This window comes from Nitrospirillum iridis, assembly GCF_014205765.1.
GTDB lineage: Bacteria > Pseudomonadota > Alphaproteobacteria > Azospirillales > Azospirillaceae > Nitrospirillum > Nitrospirillum iridis.
Genome location: NZ_JACIIZ010000019.1, coordinates 29,841 through 50,593 on the forward strand (window position 1 = coordinate 29,841; position 20,753 = coordinate 50,593).

16 protein-coding genes are annotated in these 20,753 nt (G+C 68.3%); 9 read left to right on the plus strand and 7 right to left on the minus strand.

Annotated features, from left to right (window positions below; genetic code table 11):
- Positions 1 to 2: 2 nt before the first annotated feature.
- Together FHS74_RS26170 and hisS are read right to left on the minus strand one after the other, a co-directional pair.
- Positions 3 to 3,173 carry a transglycosylase domain-containing protein gene (locus FHS74_RS26170; RefSeq protein ID WP_246463380.1) on the minus strand — a complete coding sequence of 1,057 codons (3,171 nt, stop codon included), beginning with the start codon at positions 3,171 to 3,173 and terminating at the stop codon, positions 3 to 5.
- Positions 3,174 to 3,320: 147 nt separating this feature from the next.
- Positions 3,321 to 4,778, minus strand: coding sequence for a histidine--tRNA ligase (gene hisS, locus FHS74_RS26175; protein ID WP_246463381.1), 1,458 nt, complete (start codon positions 4,776 to 4,778; stop codon positions 3,321 to 3,323).
- 99 nt (positions 4,779 to 4,877) lie between these two features.
- On the opposite strand from hisS, the gene pyrC reads away from it, so the two are divergent.
- Entirely contained in the window at positions 4,878 to 5,939 is a 1,062-nt protein-coding gene (pyrC, locus tag FHS74_RS26180) for a dihydroorotase (RefSeq protein ID WP_184807209.1), read from the plus strand.
- A 43-nt stretch (positions 5,940 to 5,982) separates the two neighbouring features.
- Complete coding sequence (locus FHS74_RS26185) at positions 5,983 to 6,657, plus strand: orotate phosphoribosyltransferase (protein WP_184807210.1); 675 nt, start codon at positions 5,983 to 5,985, stop codon at positions 6,655 to 6,657.
- Positions 6,658 to 6,718: 61 nt separating this feature from the next.
- Here FHS74_RS26185 and FHS74_RS26190 read toward each other — a convergent pair whose 3' ends face one another.
- On the minus strand, positions 6,719 to 7,615 hold the full coding sequence (locus FHS74_RS26190) for a helix-turn-helix domain-containing protein (protein ID WP_246463382.1): 897 nt from the start codon (positions 7,613 to 7,615) through the stop codon (positions 6,719 to 6,721).
- Positions 7,616 to 7,732: 117 nt separating this feature from the next.
- On the opposite strand from FHS74_RS26190, the gene FHS74_RS26195 reads away from it, so the two are divergent.
- Positions 7,733 to 8,722, plus strand: coding sequence for an alpha/beta fold hydrolase (locus FHS74_RS26195; RefSeq protein ID WP_184807211.1), 990 nt, complete (start codon positions 7,733 to 7,735; stop codon positions 8,720 to 8,722).
- A gap of 6 nt (positions 8,723 to 8,728) precedes the next feature.
- On the opposite strand, the gene FHS74_RS26200 is transcribed toward FHS74_RS26195, so the two are convergent.
- Together FHS74_RS26200 and FHS74_RS31035 are read right to left on the minus strand one after the other, a co-directional pair.
- Positions 8,729 to 9,922 (minus strand): M23 family metallopeptidase, encoded by a 1,194-nt coding sequence (locus FHS74_RS26200; protein ID WP_184807212.1) that lies wholly within the window; start codon positions 9,920 to 9,922, stop codon positions 8,729 to 8,731.
- A 69-nt stretch (positions 9,923 to 9,991) separates the two neighbouring features.
- Positions 9,992 to 11,506 carry a methyl-accepting chemotaxis protein gene (locus FHS74_RS31035; RefSeq protein ID WP_281384700.1) on the minus strand — a complete coding sequence of 505 codons (1,515 nt, stop codon included), beginning with the start codon at positions 11,504 to 11,506 and terminating at the stop codon, positions 9,992 to 9,994.
- 758 nt (positions 11,507 to 12,264) lie between these two features.
- Here FHS74_RS31035 and FHS74_RS26210 point away from each other — a divergent pair.
- Entirely contained in the window at positions 12,265 to 12,576 is a 312-nt protein-coding gene (locus tag FHS74_RS26210) for a hypothetical protein (protein ID WP_184807214.1), read from the plus strand.
- Positions 12,577 to 12,696: 120 nt separating this feature from the next.
- Here FHS74_RS26210 and FHS74_RS26215 read toward each other — a convergent pair whose 3' ends face one another.
- Positions 12,697 to 14,007 (minus strand): serine hydrolase domain-containing protein, encoded by a 1,311-nt coding sequence (locus FHS74_RS26215; RefSeq protein ID WP_184807215.1) that lies wholly within the window; start codon positions 14,005 to 14,007, stop codon positions 12,697 to 12,699.
- Positions 14,008 to 14,264: 257 nt separating this feature from the next.
- Positions 14,265 to 14,687: an RT0821/Lpp0805 family surface protein gene (locus tag FHS74_RS26220; protein ID WP_184807216.1), complete on the minus strand. Its 423-nt coding sequence runs from the start codon at positions 14,685 to 14,687 to the stop codon at positions 14,265 to 14,267.
- A gap of 290 nt (positions 14,688 to 14,977) precedes the next feature.
- Here FHS74_RS26220 and FHS74_RS26225 point away from each other — a divergent pair, with 290 nt between their 5' ends.
- The 5 genes from FHS74_RS26225 to FHS74_RS26245 all read left to right on the plus strand — a co-directional run bounded on the left by FHS74_RS26225 (position 14,978) and on the right by FHS74_RS26245 (position 20,752).
- Entirely contained in the window at positions 14,978 to 15,490 is a 513-nt protein-coding gene (locus tag FHS74_RS26225) for a MarR family winged helix-turn-helix transcriptional regulator (RefSeq protein WP_184807217.1), read from the plus strand.
- Positions 15,491 to 15,575: 85 nt separating this feature from the next.
- Entirely contained in the window at positions 15,576 to 16,274 is a 699-nt protein-coding gene (locus tag FHS74_RS26230) for a response regulator (protein WP_184807218.1), read from the plus strand.
- Positions 16,275 to 16,316: 42 nt separating this feature from the next.
- A complete protein-coding gene (locus FHS74_RS26235) occupies positions 16,317 to 17,705 on the plus strand; it encodes an ATP-binding protein (RefSeq protein WP_184807219.1) in 1,389 nt (462 codons plus the stop codon).
- A gap of 187 nt (positions 17,706 to 17,892) precedes the next feature.
- Entirely contained in the window at positions 17,893 to 18,315 is a 423-nt protein-coding gene (locus FHS74_RS26240) for a DUF2946 family protein (RefSeq protein ID WP_184807220.1), read from the plus strand.
- Positions 18,316 to 18,496: 181 nt separating this feature from the next.
- Positions 18,497 to 20,752, plus strand: a complete 2,256-nt coding sequence (locus FHS74_RS26245; protein WP_184807221.1) for a TonB-dependent receptor — start codon at positions 18,497 to 18,499, stop codon at positions 20,750 to 20,752.
- Position 20,753: the final 1 nt, after the last annotated feature.

Here is a 20,753-nt window from a genome sequence, read left to right on the forward strand (position 1 = left end):
CCTTACCCTTGCTCCCCATCCGGGGGCATCAGCATCAGCGGCTGCAGCGCCGGGGCCAGCACCCGCAGCAGCTGGGCCGGCAGGGCGCTGGTGAAGTGGTAGTTGGCGGCCTGGGGGCCGTGGACATGGGCGGTGATGACGCCGAAGAAGCGGTCGCCGGCATAGAAGACGAAGGTGGCCGTCCGGTTCACCACCCGTGATTCCAGCAGCACGCCGCCGGGGCCGAAGCGGTCGAAGCGCTGGTCGCCCGTGCCGGTCTTGCCGCCCAGGGGCAAGGCGTTGCCGGCGGCGTCCACGAAGGCCCCCTTGGCCCGTTGCGCCGTGCCGTTCTGCACCACGTCCAGCAGATGGGCCTTCACCACCGTCACCAGATCATGGGACAGCACACGCTCGCCCTTCAGGCGGTCGTCCACCCCCACCACCGTGTCATACGGCGTGCCGGACCCGAAATGCAAGCGGGTGATTCGGGCGGTGGGCAGCCGGACACCGTCGTTGACGATGATGCCCATCAGGTCGGCCAGCGCCCCCGGCCGGTCGCCCGAGCTGCCGATGGAGGTGGCATAGGACGGCACCAGGGATTCAAAGGGATATCCCAAACGCTTCCAGTCGGCATGGATGCGGGCGAAAGCCTCCTCCTCCAGCACGATGCCGATGCGCGTGTCCTGCGCGTGCTTGTACCGGGTGGTGAACAGCCACTGGTAGCTCTCCTGCCGCGGGGCGCTGCTTTCCTTCAGCATCTGGCGCTTGGGCGCCGCCGGGCTTTCCTGAAGATAGGCCACCAGCCACAGTTCCAGCGGATGCACGCCCGCCATATAGCCGCGATCGTTCAGGCTCCACTTCTCGGGATCGGCCTTCTCGAACAAGGCGGCCACGGTGGCCGCCTTCAGCGGCTGGGGCTTGGCGCCGGGCCGGTCGTCGTTCTCCATGGCGCCGTGGGCCGCCAGGAAGCGCGCCAAATCCTCCGGCGTGGCGTTGGCCCGCACCGAACGGTAGATGACGGACAGGCGTTCCTCCCGCGTGCCGGCCTTGGCCGCCAGCTTCTCCAACGCCTTGTCGGGGCTCAGGCCGCCGTACTCCTCCCAGAAGCGGTTGAGGAAGGTGCTGCCCTCCCGGTCGGCGAACTGGGCCAGATAGGTTTGGCGGGCGGGATGGTGCGGGTCGTCCAGGACGTCGTCCTTCCGCGCCGGCCCCTCGGCGATATAGTGGTTCACCACGTCGCGCATCAGGCGGATGAACACCAGGTTCACCGAGCGGCGCAGCGCCTCCGACACCGTGAGGATGCGGTGGTCGTCCGACTTCTCGAAGTTGTTGAAGCTGTGCAGGCCGCCACCGGTGAAGAAGCGCTCCCCGGTGCCGGCGGAATAGGTTCGCTCCATCGCCGCGTCCAGCATGGCCGGCAAGCCCTGGTCGCCCGTCTGCGCCAGGGTCTGGGTCACCCAGCGGGTGAGGTTGTCGTCCGCCGCCGCCGAGATGTCACGCAGGGAGGCCGCGTCGCGCTGGTGATAGTCGCGGTACAGCTTCTCAATGATCTCCAGGTAGGAGATCAGGGTGCGCAGCTTGGCGGTGGAGCCGAGGTCCAGCCGGGCGCCCTCGTTCAGGTCCAACGGCTGGTCCAGGGTGTCGACCTGCACCCGCACCAGGTTGGCATGCGGGGCGCGTTCATAGAGGGTGACGGAATAGACCACCTTGGCCGGGTCGGCGCCGGTCAGCAACCGGTCCCCGGTCAGGCCCAGTTCCGCCGTGGCCGCCGGGTCGGCCAGGCGCTTCAGCACGCCCGTCACCCGCTCCTGCGCCGCCTGGTCCAGCGTCGTCTCGGTGGTCAGGTCCAGCCGGTCCAGCTGGTACAGGGTATGGGCGCCCAACATGGACAGCAGGCGGTTGCGGATGGCGTTGACGGCCTTCTGCTCAACGTAGGAGACGTCGGGCGGATCGGGCACCTCCTCCCGGAAGCGCAGCTGGAAGTTCTGGGCGGCGTCGGCCAGGGCTGGATTGATGACCCCCGCCTTCTCCAGCACCCGCAGATGCTCGTTGCACAGCGCGTCCAGCGCCATGCGGTTGGTGGCGAGGTAGAAGGAGGGCCGCCGCTGGGCCAGCAGCAGGCTCAGCACCTGCTTGTAGACCACCGCCTGGGTGGCCAAATCCTCCTCCGTCGCGGGCTGTTCGCGCAGGATGCGGTTGGCGGTGGCGAAATCGGTGCCGTACCAGGCCCACAATCCATCGCCCAAGCCGTTGATCTCGCCGATGCCGGCGCGGGCCGACAGTGGCGTGGAGTTCAGATAGTCCACCAGGATGCGGTAGCGGGTCTGCGTCGTGTCCGGCCCATCCATGTAGGCGCGCATGCTGGCCGACGCCATCTGGCGCAGCTTCTCCACCCCGTCGGCGGTCTGGCCGCCGGCGGAATGGCGGTATTTCTCCGTCTGCGTCGCCAGGGTGCTGCCGCCGATGCGCTGGGCGCCGGGGTTGATCACCTGGAGGGGGATCTGCAGCAGCGCCAGGCCGAACCGGTCCCAGTCCACCGCCGGGTTGCGGTTGGGGTGCGCCGAATCCAGCAGATGCCGGTTCTCGATGAACAGCAGGGTCTGGGCCACCAGGGGCGGGATGGAGGCGTAGCTGGTGAACACCCGCTCCGGGAAGCTGACGCCGTACAGTGGCGTGCCGCCCCGATCCAACACCTTCAGCCCGGCGGACGTCTTCTCGGCATAGGGCGGATAGAAGCTGAGGTCCAGATAGTCCAGCAGGGTGGGCGACATCCGCGCCTGTGAGGTGACGCGGTAGGGGCCGGCCGTCAACCGCTCCAGGAAATTGGGCATCTGGGTATAGCCCAGCCGCTCGTCATACGGGCCCGCCGTGGGATAGCGTACGGCCGTGGTCGGGCCGGGATAGACGGAGAAGCGCAGGTCGCGGCCGATGCGGGCCAGCAGCACCGATTCGAAGCCCGAGGTTTCCGTCTCCAGCCAGGCGGCCCCACCGATACAGCCGAGGATGGCCAGGCTGGTGGCCCAGCCCAGCAGGCGCACCAACAGCGGCGTGCCCCGCCGCCGCGCCTTGGGGGGCTTGGGCGTCGCGGCACGCGCGCCCGGCGCCAGTCGGGAGACCGGCGGGCGCAGGGCGGCCAGGGTGCCGTCAGCCGCCAAGGCGTTGGTCGCCAAGCTGTTGTCCGTGCCGGTCGTCATCGCCCGCGTACGCGGTCCCCCCCCTCAACGGCGGCCTGTCACAGGCCACCGGGACAGGCTCAACCCCCATCTCAACTAAACGGCCTAATCCCGGCCTCGATCAAGCGATAACAAGATCAGGCGCCAGTCGAGGTAGGCGGCGGCACCTCAGGCGGTGCGCCCGATGGTGCTGCGCAGGTGGGCGGCCAACTCAGCGCGGGCCACGGCGGCCTGCTCGCCGCTGTCCAGCCGCTTCACCGTGACGGTGCCGGCGGCCTTCTCATCCGGGCCCATCATCAGCACCACGGGAATGCCGGCGCGGTCGGCGTACTTCATCTGTTTGGCGATCTTGGCCGGCTCCAGATGCACCTCGACGTTCAGGCCGGCGGTGCGCAACTCACCCGCCAGGGCGAGGTAGTCGGGCAGCAGCTCGGGCGCGAACTGGGTGACCAGCACGTCGATGGTGCTGACCTGGTCCTTCACCAGGCCCGCCTGGTCCAGCACGTAGAACAGGCGGGTGGCGCCGATGGAGATACCCACGCCCGGCAGCTTGCTCTTGGTGTACTGGCTGGCCAGGTTGTCGTAGCGGCCGCCGGAGCACACGCTGCCCATCTGCGGGAAGTCGGTCAGGAAGGTCTCATAGACCGTGCCGGTGTAGTAATCAAGGCCGCGGGTGATGGAGAAGTTGACGCGGAAGTGGCTGTCCGGCACGCCCAGGGCGCGCATACCCGCCACCACCTGGGTCAGCTCATTCAGGCCTTCCTGCGCCAGGGCGCTGGCCCCGGCCAGCTCCTTGCCCTGGGCCAGCATCCCGTCCGTCGTGCCCTCGATGCCGACGAAGGCCAGGATGGCGTCCGCCACCCCGGCCGACAGGGCCTGCTCCCCCGTCAGGGTGGCGCGCACGGAATCCACGCCCACCTTGGGCAGCTTGTCGATCTCGCGCAGCACGGCCGCCTGGGCCTCGCCTTCCGTCAGGCCGAGGCCATCCAGGAAACCACGCAGGATTTTGCGGTTGGACAGGTTGATCTGGAAGGGGCCGACAGCGATGCCCACCTGCGCCAGATCACGGAACACGGTGTAGATGACAGCCGGCATCTCCGCGTCATAGGCGACGGACAGGTTGTCCTTGCCGATGACGTCGATGTCGCACTGGTAGAATTCGCGGTAGCGGCCCTTCTGCGCCCGCTCGCCCCGATAGACGCGCTGGATCTGATAGCGGCGGAAGGGGAAGCTGAGGTCGTGCTCATGCTCCGCGACATAACGGGCGGTGGGCACGGTCAGGTCGAAGCGCAGGGCGATGTCCGGACGCTTGGCCTGTTCCAGCGATCCCGTGGACTGCACGAAATAGATCTGCTTTTCCGTGTCGCCGCCCGACTTGGTCAGCAGCACGTCCACGGTCTCGAACACCGGGGTTTCGATCTGCAGGAAGCCGAACCGCTCATAGCCCCGCCGGATGGTGTCCAGCATGCGCTGGAAGGCGATCTGCTTGGACGGCAGCAGCTCCATCGTGCCGGGCGGCGTGCGGGGGGTGATCAGGGCCATGGGGTCGAACTCGGGATAAAGACGGACAAGAGGGGCTTCATACCCGATTTGCCCCGTCCCGCGCCACACCCGCGCCACGGGCATGGGCGAAGCGCCCTCGCCTTGAACCGGCGGGGGTTGAGCCGGCGCGCTTGAGCGCGTAGGACTGGCGCCCGGACGCCACCTTGCCCGGACCCCGCCCCCATGAGCGCGAACACCGCCGCCCGCCTCACCCTGCGCCGCCCCGACGACTGGCACCTGCACGTCCGCACCGGCGCCATGCTGCGGGCCGTGCTGCCCCATTCCGCCCGGCAGATGGGCCGGGCCATCATCATGCCCAACCTGGTGCCGCCGGTGACCGACCGGGCGGCGGCCCGGCGCTACAAGGCGGAGATCCAGGAGGCGCTGGGCCCCGACCATCGCTTCCAGCCGCTGATGACCGCCTACCTGACGGACGGCAGCAGCGCCGACGAGATCGCGGCCGGCTATGAGGAAGGCCTGTTCCGGGCGGTGAAGCTCTACCCCGCCCACGCCACCACCAACTCCGCCCATGGCGTGACGGACCTGGCGACCGTGGCCGGCGTGCTGGCGCGCATGCAGGACATCGGCATGCCCCTGCTGGTGCATGGTGAAGTGACCGACCCCGCCATCGACATCTTCGACCGCGAAGCCGTGTTCATCGAGCGTGTGCTGCTGCCCCTGATGGACCGCTATCCCGATCTCAAGATCGTGCTGGAACACGCCACGACCGAAGAAGCCGTGGCCGTGGTCGAGGCGCATGGGAGCAGCGGGCGCCTCGCCTGCACCATCACCGCCCATCACCTGATGATCAACCGCTCCTCCATCTTCGCCGGCGGCATCCGGCCCCATCTCTATTGCCTGCCCATCGCCAAGCGCGAGAAGCACCGTCTGGCGCTGCGCCGCGCCGCCACCTCGGGATCCCCCTGGTTCTTCCTGGGCACCGATAGCGCGCCGCACCCCACCAGCGCCAAGGAGACGGGCTGCGGCTGCGCCGGCATCTACACCGCCGCCAGCGCCATCGAGCTGTACGCCCAGGTCTTCGATGAGGAAGGCCGGCTGGACGCGCTGGAGGCCTTCGCCAGCCTGAACGGCCCCCGCTTCCACGGCCTAGCGCCCAATGACGACACCATCACCCTGGTGCGCGACGGCTTCACCGTGCCCGACCTGGTGGATGCCGGCGGCAGCAACGCTGTCCTGCCCTTCCGCGCCGGCGAACGGCTGGACTGGCGCCTGCTCGAAGATTAATTAGCGACCCAATTCCCTTATCAAGCGCCAGAGGCTCCCTCCGATGATCGACGCCCAGACCGCCGCCAGCCTGACCGCCCGCATCCTGCTGGACATCAAGGCGATCCACTTCAACGCCACCCAGCCCTTCATCCTGACCTCCGGCAAGGCCAGCCCGGTCTATATCGACTGCCGCAAGGTCATCAGCTTCCCCCGCGCCCGGTCGGCCATCATCGACTATGCGGTGCAGACGGTGATGCGCGACGCCGGCTTCGAGGCGTTCGACGGTGTCGCCGGTGGTGAGACGGCCGGCATCGCCTATGCCGCCTGGATGGCCGACCGCATGGGCCTGCCCATGCAGTACATCCGCAAGAAGCCCAAGGGTTTTGGCCGGAACGCCCAGATCGAGGGCCAGTTCGCCGAGGGCGACCGGATCCTGCTGGTGGAGGACCTGACCACCGACGGCGGCAGCAAGGTCGGCTTCGTCAACGCCCTGCGCCAGGCGGGTGCGGTGTGCGAGCACGCCTTCGTCGTCTTCCACTACGGCATCTTCCCCAAGAGCGTGGAGACGATGAAGGAGATCGGCGTCACCCTGCATGCCCTGACCACCTGGTGGGACGTGCTGAAGGTGGCCCGCGACCACAATTATTTCGATACCGCAACGATGACGGAAGTGGAGAAGTACCTGCACGCCCCGGCCGAATGGTCGGCCGCCAACGGCGGCAAGGTGGAAGCGTAAACGCTTCCCCGCTCGGTGTTCGATTCAACAGCCGCAGGGGGCGCCCCCTGCGGCTGTTCGTTTATGCGGGCTCCGCCGCCAGCTGGCGGCAGCGTTCCGCCGTCTGCTCATCGGCCGGAAACATGCACTCGATGCGTAGTTCCTCCACCGTCACATCCCGGGCGGTGCCGAAGGTGGTGATGGTGGAGAAGAAGCGCAGCGGCTGGCCCTGCCCATCCAGCGCGCCGCCGGCGAAAACCGTGGTGCACAGAGGCAAGGGATAGGCATCCGGATCGCGGGAGCGCCAGCGGGCGGGCACGCCGGGGTAAGAGAGCACATCGTCCAGCAGGCGGCGCAATTCCTGGTCCAGGGGCGTGGCCGTCAACTCATCATGCAGGTGGCGGATCAGGTCGCCGGCCAGCGATTCCCAATTGCCCATGACAGAGCGCATGTCCTCCGGATCGAACACCTGGCGCAGGATGTTGTTGTGCCGGGGCATGCGCCCGCGCGCCAAGCTGACGATGCGGGCGGTGGCGCGGTTGATGCGCACCACGTCCCAGCGCCGATTCATCACCAGGGCGGGATAGGGTTCCTGCTGGTTGATGATGAAGTCGATGGCTTGACGCACCGGCGCCATCTCCGGCGTCGTCAAGGTCCTCTCGCCATAGCGCGGGGCGTAGCCGGCGGCCACCAGCAGGGCGTTGCGCTCCCGCAAGGGCATGTCCAGCGTGTCAGCCAAGCGCGCCAGCAGCTCACGGCTGGGCTGGGCCTTGCCGGTTTCCACGCAGCTGAGGTGCCGGGTGGAGACGCCGGCCTCCAGCGCCAGATCCATCTGGCTCATGCGCCGCGCCGCCCGCCATTCGCGCAGCAGCAGCCCCAGTGGCGTGGGGTGCGTCGGGTGGACGGTCGTGGGCGTGACCAGGGGGGCGGGGGCGGGGGACATGGGCTTGATGATACGGCGCCCATCGCCAAAAACCATGACCTCTCAGGTCAAGAAACCATGACCTGCCCGGTTATTGAGGGCCGATGACCATCGGCCGTATCCCTGAGGCATCCGAACCACCTTGCCCCTTGAGGGGCCCTTGAGGGGATAGAGATGCTTCCCGCACCCATCGCCCGCCGCCGTTTCCTGCAGGGAATCGTGACCGCCGCCGCCACGCTCGCGCTACCCGCCGCCCCGTCGCGCGCCGCATCCCTGACCGGCACGGGGCCGCTGGATGCCGCCGCCTACCGGTCCTTGCGCCGCTATGCCGGCACACCCTTCGGCCACGTCGCCCATATGGATCAGGGAAGCGGCCTCGACGCCCTGTTCCTGCACGGCTTCCCGCTGAACAGCTTCCAGTGGCGGGGCGCCATCGAGCGGCTGTCGGCCCACCGCCGCTGCCTGGCGCCGGACTTCCTGGGCCTGGGGTTCAGCCGCGTGCCCGACGACCAGGCCGTGACGCCCGCCGCACAGGTGGCCATGCTGGCCGCCTTCCTGGACGCGGTGGGCGCCGACATTGTGGATGTGGTGGCCAACGACAGCGGCGGTGCCGTGGCCCAGTTGTTCGTCACCCGGTACCCGAAACGGGTGCGCAGCCTGCTGCTGACCAACTGCGACACCGAGCCCGACAGCCCGCCGGCCGCCCTGCGGCCGGTGCTGGACCTGGCCCGGGCCGGTACCTACGCCGACCAGTGGCTGGCGCCCTGGGTACGGGACAAGGCGTTGGCGCGGGGCGCCGGGGGGCTGGGCGGCATGACCTTCAGCGACCCGAGCCAGCCGACGGATGAGGCCATCGATTATTACCTGGGGCCCCTGGTCAGCAGCCCGCGCCGCAGGGATCTGGTGCACGCCTACACCCTGGGCCTGGCGCCCAACCCGCTGGCCGGCATCGAGAAAGACCTGAGGCGGGTGACGGCGCCCAGCCGCATCGTCTGGGGCATGGCCGACACCATCTTCAACCCGGCCGGCGCCGACTATCTGGCCGGCATCCTGGCCAACTGCCAGGGTGTGCGCCGCCTGCCCCAGGCCAAGCTGTTTTTTCCCGAGGAATATCCCGAGGTCATCGCGGAGGAGGCCAAGAAGCTGTGGGGCGTCACCGCCTGACGCGAATCAGGGAAAGCGGACGACGTCATCGTCCAGCGGCATCTCGCGTTGCCGCCGTTGAGCCGGTCCGCCCTTAAGAGCCACCGGCACCGCCGGATCCAGGACATCCGCAACGCTGACCGTGCCCAAACGTTCAAACGTTTCGAATACGAAAGGAATGCCTTCGGATTCCTCGAAGGTGGGGATATCGGACAGGTGGAAATGCAGATGGGGCGCGTTGGCATTGCCCGACTGCCCCAGCCGGCCCAGCACCGTCCCCCGTGAGACATGTTGGCCGACGGCCACCGTCACACTCCCCGTGCGCAGGTGGGCGTAGTGGACGAAGACATGGGGGGCGATCTCCAGCACGACGAAATTGCCGTAAAGGGTGCGCGCCGTCAGATCGTCGGGAGCAGCCAAGGGAGCCAGTGGCTTGTTGTCCGGCTCGCCATCGCGCCGGTCGCGCACCACCCCGTCGGCGACGGCGAGGACCTCGGTATCGAAGCCGGCCCAGTCGGCGACGGTGGATTGATCGATCTTCTCGCGGTCGGTCCGCACCGCGTGGAAGGCGGGGTCGAGGCCGAAAAAGTCGATGGCGTAGCGTTGCGGAATGGTGCGCCGGCCATTGGCCGCCACGAGGCTGCCCCAGTGATGGGAATGGGGATTGCCCGGCCCCTCATGCGCCAACCACCGCCCAGCGCGCAACGGCGGGCCAACAACGACCGTCCGGGTTGCGTTGACACCCACCCGGACGCCATCAATCACTTGCCGCTCACCTGACACCGTCTCGAACTCCAGCACATGCCGCAGAATCCGCGGCACCGGCGCCTTGGCCGGCAGGGTCAGCCAGAGGAACAGCGTGGTCGTCTTGCCTGCGGCAAGGGTAGCGCCGGCGGCAACCTCCTCCGGCATCTGCGCCAGCAGGCTGGTGACGTCGGCATCAGCGACATTGAGCAGTGGCGCCGTCGCCCCATCCACGAATACGGCGACCCGGCGCAGGCGCAAGGTGCCGGTGGCGTCGTAGACGTTGCCGAGGGTCAATTCGTAAGCCAGATGCGTCAGCCCATCGGCACCAGCGACTGGGCGCGGCGCCTGGATGACCCGCGCCTCGACCGGCGCCTGGCTACCAGCCTCCGCCTGGGCCGCACTCAGGCCAACCATGAGGGCCAGCGCGGTGGCACCGCCGAGGACGACGCGCGATGTATGACGCAAAGCCGCCAAACCAGCCCCCTTATGAAAAACCCCGCAGGATCGCTCCTGCGGGGTTGCTTTACTGGAACGGCGCGCGGATCAGGCGGCGCGGACCTGCTGCAGGAAGCGGTCCACCTGGCCGGACAGGGTGTCCGACTGCTGCGCCAGGCCGGTCGCCGCACCCAGCACCTGGTTGGCCGACTTGCCGGTGTCCTCGGCCGCGTGCTGCAGCGAGCCGATGTTGCGCGACACTTCCATGGTGCCCATGGAGGCCTGCTGGACGTTGCGGGCGATTTCCTTCGTCGCGGCGTCCTGCTCCTCCACAGCACCGGCGACCATGTCGGAGATGTCGTTGATCTCGGCGATGGTCTTGGAAATGATGATGATGGCGTCCACCGCGTCGCGGGTGGCGTCCTGCATGGTGGAGATCTGGGCGGAGATTTCCTCCGTCGCCTTGGCCGTCTGGTTGGCCAAGCTCTTCACCTCGCTGGCCACCACGGCGAAGCCCTTGCCGGCTTCACCGGCGCGCGCCGCCTCGATGGTGGCGTTCAGCGCCAGCAGGTTGGTCTGGCTGGCGATGTCGCTGATCAGCTTCACCACGTCACCGATGCTCTGCGCCCGCGAGGCCAGCGACTGCACGGTCTCGTTGGTCTTTTCGGCGGTGGAAGCCGCCGCCTTGGCGATGCGGGCCGAAGTGTTGACCTGATTGGAGATCTCGGCCAGCGAGCCGGCCAGTTCCTCGGTGGCGCTGGCGACCGACTGCACATTGGCCGAAGCCTGCTGCGTGGCGGCGGCGACGGCGCCGGCCTGGCTGCGGCTTTCGTCGGCGGAACCGGACAGCGTCTGGGCGCTGGACTGCATGCGGGTGGCGGCTTCGGAAACCTGGGCCACCACACCCTTGACCGTGCTTTCGAATTCGTCGGCCAGACGGTTCATGGTGCGGCGCTTTTCCTCCGCCGACTCACGCTCCGCCTCTTCCTGCACCTTCTTCAGGCGTTCCACCTCAATGGCGTTGTCCTTGAACACCTGGACCGACGCGGCCATGGCGCCGATCTCGTCGCCCCGCTCCGTCCCGGTGATATCCACCGTCAGGTCACCGCTGGCCAGGCGCCCCATGGCGGTCTGCAGGGTGGTCAGCGGACGGCTGACCAGGAAGTGCAGCAGCACGGCCAAGCCGCCGACCAGGATGGCCAGCACCAGGACCGCCGTCAGCAGGGACCCCTTGACGGTGGAGGCGATGGCCTCGTTCAGGCCCTGGCGGCTCCACGCCACGATGAGCGTGCCGACTTGATCATGGTTGGCGCCGGCCTTCACCGGCGACATAACGATCAGATGGTCACCCTTGTCGAAGGACTTGGTCTCGGTGACCTTCTTGGGCAGGTCCTTGTCCTTGTCGATGGCGTAGGTCGGCAGGGTCTTGCTGTCGAAGCTGTCCAGGGATTCGCCATCGCTGTCGTTCACGCGCACGCCCGCCAGGCTGCCGCCGGCACGGGTGCTGAGATCGTTGTAGGCGTCGGCGATGGACTCCTGCTGTTTGAAGCGGACGGCGGCGCTCATCTGCTGCGCCAGCATTTCCGTTTCCTGCCGCTCGGACGCCACAGACTGGGCCAACATGGCCTCATGCATCTTGGCGGAGCTCAACCAGATAACGGCACCCAGGCCCAATATCGTGGGAATCGCGACAGCGGGGGCGATCTTGCGCCCAATGGTAAACCAGCTCTTGGAATTCTCCGGCTTCTTTACCAGGCCACTGAAACGCCCCAAAATCCCATCCGCCTCATACGACATTCTCAACTACCCCTGCTTTGTTCATTGCCCCGCGCTCCCATCGCCGAAGGCGGCAACCACCCTGCCATCCCTCGCGCGCGCGCCTTACTCCAAGGTCCCCCGCCGCAGTGCGGGGGCGGCCCGATCCTGGCCCTGGGCTAATACCTAGACATGCTTTCGCAGACCTGTAAACTGACTTATAACCTAGACTACAGTTAACGCCCCCGGTGGGCGGAACGATTGGAATTTATCCTTCACAAAGGTGGAAAGATTTCAGTCTGCGTCTTTTAGCGTACGGCTCTGATTAAACCGCCGGAATCCAAGGCGATAGCGGGGCCCGTTAACCAAAACGGGGGGAAAGGGGCGCGGCATTGCCGTTCTTCTTAGCATTTTAAGTAATTAAAATTCGGCGAGGGTGACGAAAGTCTTCATCCGCCCCTGGCGCTCATGCCCCGGCCCCCCGCCGGGACAGCCTTGGGGGTGCGCCGAACGGGAACAGGGAACGGGCCCGGAACGACGGGCCCTGGCGTGGGTAAAAATCCGTAAACCTTTGGCGAATAGCTTTTTTTGACTGAGCTTTCTGTGACTCTGGGAGGTCGGTGCAGATGAAGAAACGGGTGGCGGTCGTCGTCCTGATGGCTGGTATGGGGTTCACGGGCCTGGCGCGGGCGGAGTGCGCATTGGGATCGCCCCCGGCGGTTCCGGACGGCAGCAAGGCCGCGGAAGCGGAGATGCAGGCCGCGTCGGCGGCGGTGAAAAAGTTCATGGCCGAAACTCAGGACTATATGAGTTGCGTTGAATTCGAAGGCAAAAGCGGCAACGGCAACTGGCAAAAAAAGTACAACGATGCCGTTGACCAGATGCAGAAGCTGGCCAGCGACTTCAACAAGCAGTTGAAGGCTTTCAAGTCCAAATAATGGTTAACACCAACCGTACCGCCGGCGCCGGCAGGGCGCTGGCGGACGGACCGTGTGGTGGCGCGGCCCTCACCACCACCTGGGCGGGTAAAATCAGACACCAAAACATCAAAAGCGCCGTCAGGGGCGATGCGGCGTTTTGTCCCTTGGTGGTGGCGGCGCCGCTCCCGGGGCCGTTGGCTGGGAATGGCGCGCCTCGGGCGGCCCATCCAACGGCACGGTCACCACGGCCGGCGGCTTGCGCGGGGTCACGATGGGCGGCATGGCCCAGCCCTGCGGCTGGGTCGCGATCGAGGAATAGGGCGTGCGCTTGGGCTCCGGCGGGCGTTCCAGATGACGGGAGACGAGGTTGGCCAAGGCGGCATCGTCCCAGGGGTCAACCGGTCGGCCCAAGCGCAGGATGACCAGATCCGCCGCCTTCGACACATACAGCCGCTGCCCGCCGGCGCCGGCCAGGAAGACGGTATCGGGCTCGGCGAAGGCCTCCGCCGCCCTGATCGCTCCCCCCTTCTCCCGCGGCCAGGCCAGACGCAAGCGCAGGCCCTCATTCCGGGCGAACAGCGACGGCCGCTGCATCTCCTCCACCCAGGGCATGGGCAATACCGGACGTTCCTCGACCTGACCGCCGTCCTTCAACAGCAGGCCCAGCCGCAGCCAGTCACGGGCCGTGGCCTTGACACAGCAGGCGACCACCGTGCCATGGCCGGCGCCGTCCATCAGCAGTTCCGCTGGGCGCGCGCCCAGCGGCGCCCACAGGGCCTGCGACAGGTAGGCCGCCAGTGGCTGCCGGGTCGCCCGTTCCAACACCAGGGCCAGCACCTGGACCTCGCCCTCGGCGGGCTTGAAACGGGTGCCAGGCTCCGCCTCCAAGGCCAGGCCGTGCAGCCACGCGCCAAGGTCGGCCCGGGCCGCGGCGTCGTCCGCCGGAAACCCCAGGCCACTGGTCCCCACCAACAGGTCGCGCACGGTGACGCGACCACGGGGATCGTCCTTCCATTCCGTCAGAATCTGGCCCAGCGGCTGATCGGCGGAGGTGAGGAAGCCATCCTGGATGGCCTTTCCGGTCAGGAGCGCCAGCAGGCCAGCCTGCAGGCCGGCGCCGTCGACCAGGTCGGACGGGCGCGCGCCGGCGGCGTAATCCTCCACCTGCAGGGCGCCGCGGTACCAGACCAGCAACGCCGTCGTCCCCGTCGTCGATTCGAACGCCTGCAGGGCCTTCAGCCCCTGATCCGAGATCTGGCGGTCGTCCGGCGAGGCCACCGTCAGGATGGGTCCGTCCCCGCCGGCCACCTCCACCGTCACCGGGCCCTGGGGCGGAGCTGATGCCGCCGCCATCGGCGGGGGGGGCGCCACCGGAAGCGGCGGCCGCTTCCCCCAATGGGCCAGCAGCACGCCGCCGCCCACCGCCACCGCCAGAACCGGCGCCAGCAACAGGACCAGGCGGCCCGCCTTGGGCGAGCCTGCCCCCGGTTTGCCAGCCCCTGGTTTGCCAGCCCCTGGTTTGCCAGAGGGTGGGGCGCCAGGCCCGGGAACCGAGGGGCCGGATTTGGATGATTGGGACATTCGTGGGCAACGCTCCCCGACGGCGGACGAGACCGCCCGGAGCAGGCATAGGCCCCGGGCGGATCCGGCAACAGACTTGGCCGCGACTATGGCACGGCCAAGGCGGCGAGAGTCGGCGGGGCGCCTTACTTGCGTTCGCGGACCGGGTAGTCGACGCCGTCGACCACTTCCCAGCTGCCATCGGTCTGACGGCAGATGAAGCCCGTCTGATGACGGAACAGCTGGCCCTGGAACACCACGGAATGGAACTCGCGACACGGACGGTTCTTGGCGTCGAAGCCGTCGCGCAACATCTTCACCGTGCCCTGGCGGCCGGTCTGCGGATTGGTCCAGATCACCGTTTCCTGCAGGGGTTTGCCCGTGGCCTCTTTCAGCGCCGTCTGCAGGGAGGCCAGGTCGCTGGCGTCCAGCACGATGTCCGTGGGCGGCGGCTTGGGTGCCTCCACCGGCGGCGGCGCGGGCGGCGCCACGGGCTTTTCCTCAGGCTTGGCGGCGCAACCCGCCAACGCCAGGAGCATCAGCCCCGCGACCGACAGCTTCATCTTCATCCCTTTGGCTCCTGCATCCCCTGGGTGCGTCCCCGAAAATCATCGACGGCGCCCCGATTGAGCGCCCCTTTTGCCAAAGGTGACGCCCGGCGCGCAATCCCCGCCTAAGCCAGACCCCCGAAAGGCAGGGGAGCCCCCGAAGGACCGAGGCGCCCCCACCCGCATCACTCGGGCCGGTCGGCATGCGCTCACGGTCCGTTGTAAACCCACTGCCCTTCAAATACACAGCTGTCATAGTGGGCCCTGCCCCACCCTGCCCAAAATATGCCAGTACCGAGGGCCTGCATCGCATGACCGACATAAAGACCGGCGTTAACCCCCTGTTCCTGCGGGAAGAGGAACTGCGGCAGGCGATGGAGATGCTGTTCTACGCCTACCGCGACTTCACCAAAGAACCCGACACCATGCTGGAGAAGATCGGCCTGGGCCGGGCGCACCACCGCGTCATCTATTTCGTGGGCCGCCATCCGCACATCACCGTGACGGACCTATTGGGCATCCTGCGCATCACCAAGCAGAGCCTGTCGCGCGTGCTGCAGGATCTGGTGCGCGAGGAATACATCGTCCAGCGCCAAGGCACCCGCGACCGCCGCCAACGGCTGCTGGACCTGACACCCAAGGGGCAGGAGTTGGAACGGCAGCTGTCCGAACCCCAGCGCCAACTGATCGCGCGGGCCTATCGCCGGGCCGGGGCGGAGGCGGTGGAGGGGTTCCGCAAGGTCATGGTCGGCATCATGGATGACGCCGACCTGGACACGTTCGCGCAGACACGGCCGGCCGGGGCGGCGCAGGCCAAGCGATAGGACGCCGCCCGGTGTGCGGACCCGCGTGCCCGGTGTGATATGCTGCCGCCCCCGATGCCCCCCACGTCCGGAAGCGGTTACGGCCATGACGCTGACGCAAGCCCTGCCTGAAGAGCTGCCCCACATCCTGGTGGTCGATGACGATGACCGCCTGCGCGAGGCGCTGCGCCGCTATCTGTCGCAGAATGGCTTCATCGTTTCCGCGGCGGCGGACGCGGCGGCCGCGCGGCGCATGCTGGCCTCGCTGAACTTCGACCTCATGGTGCTGGACGTGCGCATGCCCGGCGAATCGGGGCTGGACCTGACCCGCAGCCTGCGGGCCGACGGCGGCCTCCCCATCCTGCTGCTGACCGCCAACGGACAGCCAGACGACCGCATCGCCGGGCTGGAGGCGGGTGCTGACGATTATCTGCCCAAGCCGTTCGAGCCGCGCGAACTGGTGCTGCGCATCACGTCCATCCTGCGCCGCCTGCCCAAGCCGGCGGTCGCGACGGCGGAGGTGCGCCTGGGCCGCTGGGTGTTCGACGCCGACCGGGAAGAGTTGCGCTCCAGCGATGAGACCGTGCGGCTGACCAGCGGCGAGGCCAGCCTGCTGCGCACCCTGGCCGCCCAGCCGGGCACGGTGTTCACGCGTGAGGATCTGGGGGGCGCCGGCATCGACAGCAACGCCCGCGCCATCGACGTGCAGGTCACCCGCCTGCGCCGCAAGATCGAAACCGACCCGCGCCAGCCCCGCTATCTGCAAACCGTGCGGGGGGAAGGCTATGTCCTACGCCCCGACTGACGCCGGCGGCCCGCCGGAAAGCCAGACAGGAAGGACGACCCCATGAGCCTGGCCCGGGAACAAGGGGCTCCCCCCCGGCGGCAGGGCCTGGCCCGGCCGCCCCGCCTCGATCCCTTCTGGGTGGTGAAACGCCTGCTGCCCCGCACGCTGTTCGGCCGCTCCCTGCTGATCATCACCACGCCGGTCATCCTGGCCCAGGCCATCGCCACCTTCTACTTCTATGACCAGCACTGGGAGCGGGTGACCAACAACCAGGCCTTCGGCGTCGCCGGCGAGATCGCCATGGTCATCGAGCAGCTGGGCCGCGACCAGACGCCCGAGGATCGGGGCGTGACGTTGGCCATGGTGACCCGCACCACCGACTTGATGGTTACCTTCCAACCGGACGAGCGGCTGCCCAACTGGCGCCGCCAGCATCTCTTCGGCATCCTGGAACACACGCTGGGCCGCGCGCTGGATGAGAAGGTGGGCCGCCCCTGGATCATCGACACCCACGTCGCCCACGAATGGTACGGCATCAATGTGCAACTGCCCGATGGCGTGCTGCACGTCCTGTCCCCGGAGCGCCGGCTGTTCAGCTTCACCAGCTGGGTCTTCATTTTGTGGATGGCCGGCAGTTCGCTGCTGCTGTTCACCATCGCCATCATGTTCATGCGCAACCAGATCCGCCCCATCCGACGGCTGGCCATCGCGGCCGAGGCGTTCGGCAAGGGACGCGACACGCCGGCCTTCAAGCCGGAAGGCGCGTCGGAGGTGCGGCAGGCGGCCACCGCCTTCCTGCAAATGCGCGAACGCATCCAGCGCCAGATCAGCCAGCGCACCGAGATGCTGGCCGGTGTCAGCCACGACCTGCGAACGCCGCTGACCCGCATGCGCCTGCAACTGGCCATGCTGCCCGAGGCGCAGGAGGTGGAGGAGTTGAAGGCCGACGTGACCGAGATGGAGGGAATGATCGAGGCCTACCTGGCCTTCGCCCGGGGGGAAGGGGCGGAACCGCCCGCCCCGACCGACGTCGGCGCCCTGCTGTCCGACGTGGTGGCCAACGCCCGGCGCGAAGGACGGCGTGTGGAGTTGACCCTGCCCGAGATGGCCATCGTCGTGCCCCTGCGCGCCAACGACTTCCGCCGCTGCGTCGCCAACCTGGTGGGCAACGCCGTGCGCTATGCCGGTCGCGCCTGGGTCACCCTGCAGCGACAGGGCGGCCACCTCTACGTCCTGATCGACGACGATGGGCCGGGCATTCCCGTCGACATGCGGGAAGACGTGTTCCGCCCCTTCCATCGCCTGGACGGATCGCGCAACCAGGCCACGGGCGGCGTCGGCCTGGGCCTGGGCATCGCCCGTGACATCGCCAACCGCCATGGCGGCAACGTCCTGCTGGAAGACAGCCCGCGAGGGGGCCTGCGCGCGGTGATCCGACTGCCTGTTTAGGGCGATTGACGAGCCATGGCGCCGTCGGCCCTTCCGGGCCGTCCCTCGACGGGCCTGGCAACACCCTGGGGGCGCGTCAACGACCTGGATCAACCACCCGCCACGGCGACCGGCGTGCCTGCCTTGTGCGCAAGGCGCGTTGACTTGATCGCCACCCCTCCAGAAAGTGCCCCCAAGGATAGGGGGCATGACACCACGCACCGCACATGACCGGCTGGAACGGGCGCGCCGCCAAGGCGGGCGTCGCCTGTTCACGTGGCTGACGCTGGCGCTGCTGGCCATCGAGGTGATGGCCGCCGGCCTGCTTCCCCTCCGGCCGCAAGCGGGGCAAGCCGACACCGAAGCCACCTACATCCTCTGCGGCCCCGCGTCACCGGCGGGCGGGCAGAAGGGCGGCGATCCCTCCCGCCAGGGATCGGGGGGCCATGCCCCGGTCCTCTGCGCCTACTGCCTGCCGTTCCTGCACGGCGGCCTGGACCTGCCGCCCGTCATCGTCCTGCCGCCGCCGCGTCTCGTCGGCCGGCTGGCCCTGGGGGATACCGACAGCCGCGCGACGGTGGCGACGCATCGTCAAGCCGCCTACCCGCGCGGCCCACCGCTCCCCGCCTGATCCCACCATCGTCACGCCGTGACGCCCCCCGCCTTCACGGGAAGGCCCGGATGGGCGCACGGACCATCGCATCCCCGCGACCCTCACCGGGTCCGGCGCGCGGGCTTGCGCCCTCGGCGGCCCGGCTACACGGACGGCCGCGCCGCGCGCATGCCGCCGCCCTTTCGGATTGGTCTGGACCATGTCTTCCTTCACCCCCCGCCCCCAGGAGGGGCGCATCCCCCCATTCCGCCGCCGCCTGGCCCGCACGTCGGCCCTGGCGCTGATGGCCGGCACACTGCCCTGGCTGCCGACCGTGGCATACGGCCAACAAGACGCGGCCGACGCGAAAGCGCCTGTGGTCGCCCTGCCGGCCATCGACGTGGACAAGGACTTCGTCCCCGGTGGCATGTCCGTTCCCCCGGTCGACGGTCACCTGGGCCGCCAGGCCATCGCCGACCGCCGCACCGGCACCCCCGACACCGCCGCCCTGTTGTCCGGGCTGCCGGGCATGGCGCTGCAGGGCGCGGGCGGCATCTCCAGCCTGCCTGTGATCCGGGGCCTGGGCGACGACCGGGTGCTGACCCTGGTCAACAACGTGCCCATCACCGCCTCCTGCCCCAACCACATGAACCCAGCGCTGTCCTACATCGCACCGGGCGACGTGGGGGCCATCGACGTCCTGGCCGGCGTGACGCCCGTCAGCCGTGGTGGCGACAACATCGGCGGCACCATCGCCGTGACCACGCCGGATCCCCAATTCGCCGGGGAAGGCCAGGGCCTAGCGGTGCATGGCGACGCCTCCACCGCCTTCCGCAGCGTCAACAACGGCACGACCGTGGGCGGCCACCTGTCCGCCGCGACCGACCGCTATGTCGTCAGCTATGCCGGATCGTGGAGCCGGGGCGATGACTACGACCGCGGGGGCGACGGCAAAAGCGTCAACTCCACCCTGTTCGAAACCCAAAGCCACGCGCTCAGCCTGGCGGCCCGGGTGGGCGAGGACGGCGTGCTGGAGGTGCGGGGCGGCGTGCAGGTCACGCCCTATGAGGGCTTCGCCAACCAGCGCATGGACATGACCGACAACCGGGGCACCTCGGTCGACGCTCACTACAAGGCCGGCTTCGCCTGGGGCCGCCTTGACGCCACCGCCTATTGGCAGCATGTGCGCCACGCCATGAACTTCCTGGCGGACAAGGGCGGATATGACGACGGCGGCATGCCGATGAACACCCGGTCGAACGCCGACGGCTACACGGTGAAGGCCGACATACCGCTGAGCGCGGCCGACACGCTGCGCGTGGGCAATGAGTTCCACCATTACGCCCTGGACGATTGGTGGCCACCGGTCGGCGGCATGATGGCCATGATGATGGGACCCAACACCTTCCACACCATCAATGGCGGGACGCGCGACCGCCTGGGCACCTATGTCGAATGGGAACGGACCTGGGGCGGCGGCTGGAGTAGCCTGGCGGGCCTGCGCAACGACACGGTGTGGACCGGCACGGGCACCGTGTCGGGATACAACGCCAGCTACGCCAAGGACGCGGCCGCCTTCAACGCGCGAGACCGGTCCCGCACGGACGCGAATGTCGATGCCACCGCCGAACTGCGCTACGCCGTCGGCGACCAGGCCACCGTCGACCTGGGCTACGCCCGCAAGAGCCGCAGCCCCAACCTCTATGAGCGCTACGCCTGGTCCACCGGCAACATGGCCAGCAGCATGATCACCTGGAACGGTGACGGGAATTTCTATGTCGGCAATCCGGACCTGAAGCCCGAAGTCGCCAACACCGTCAGCACGTCGCTTAGCTGGCACGCGGCCACGGCCGCCGACGGGGAAGGCGCCACCCCGCCCCCGGCGTGGGAGGTGCGCCTGACCCCGTATTACAGCTATATCGAGGATTACATCAGCCAGCGCCGGCTGGGCACCGTGGTCTCCAACGGCGTTTCCTTCGCCAAGGTCATGTTCGCCAACCGCGACGCCCGGACCTACGGCGTGGACCTGTCAGGCCGGGCCACGGTCTGGCGCGACGCGGACCTTGGCGTCCTCGGCGTCAGCGGTTCGCTGGGCTGGGTTCGGGGACAGACGGTGTCGGACGACGACGGCCTCTACCACATGATGCCCCTGAACGGACGGATCGGCGTGGAGCACACGCTGGGCGGCTGGCACGGCGCGGTGGACGTGCAAATGGTCGACGCCAAGACAAAGGTCGACCACCTGCTGAACGAGCCGACAACCCCGGGCTACACCCTGGTCAACCTGCGCGGCAGCTACAGCTGGGGCAACATCCGCGTCGATGTCGCCATCGAGAACCTGATGGACAAGGCCTATGCCCTGCCCTTGGGTGGCATCGATTATGGCGACTGGCAGGCCGGCAACCACACCACACCGCTGGGCTCCCTGCCCGGCCCCGGCCGGTCCTTCAACGCCGGCCTGACCGTGGCGTTCTGAC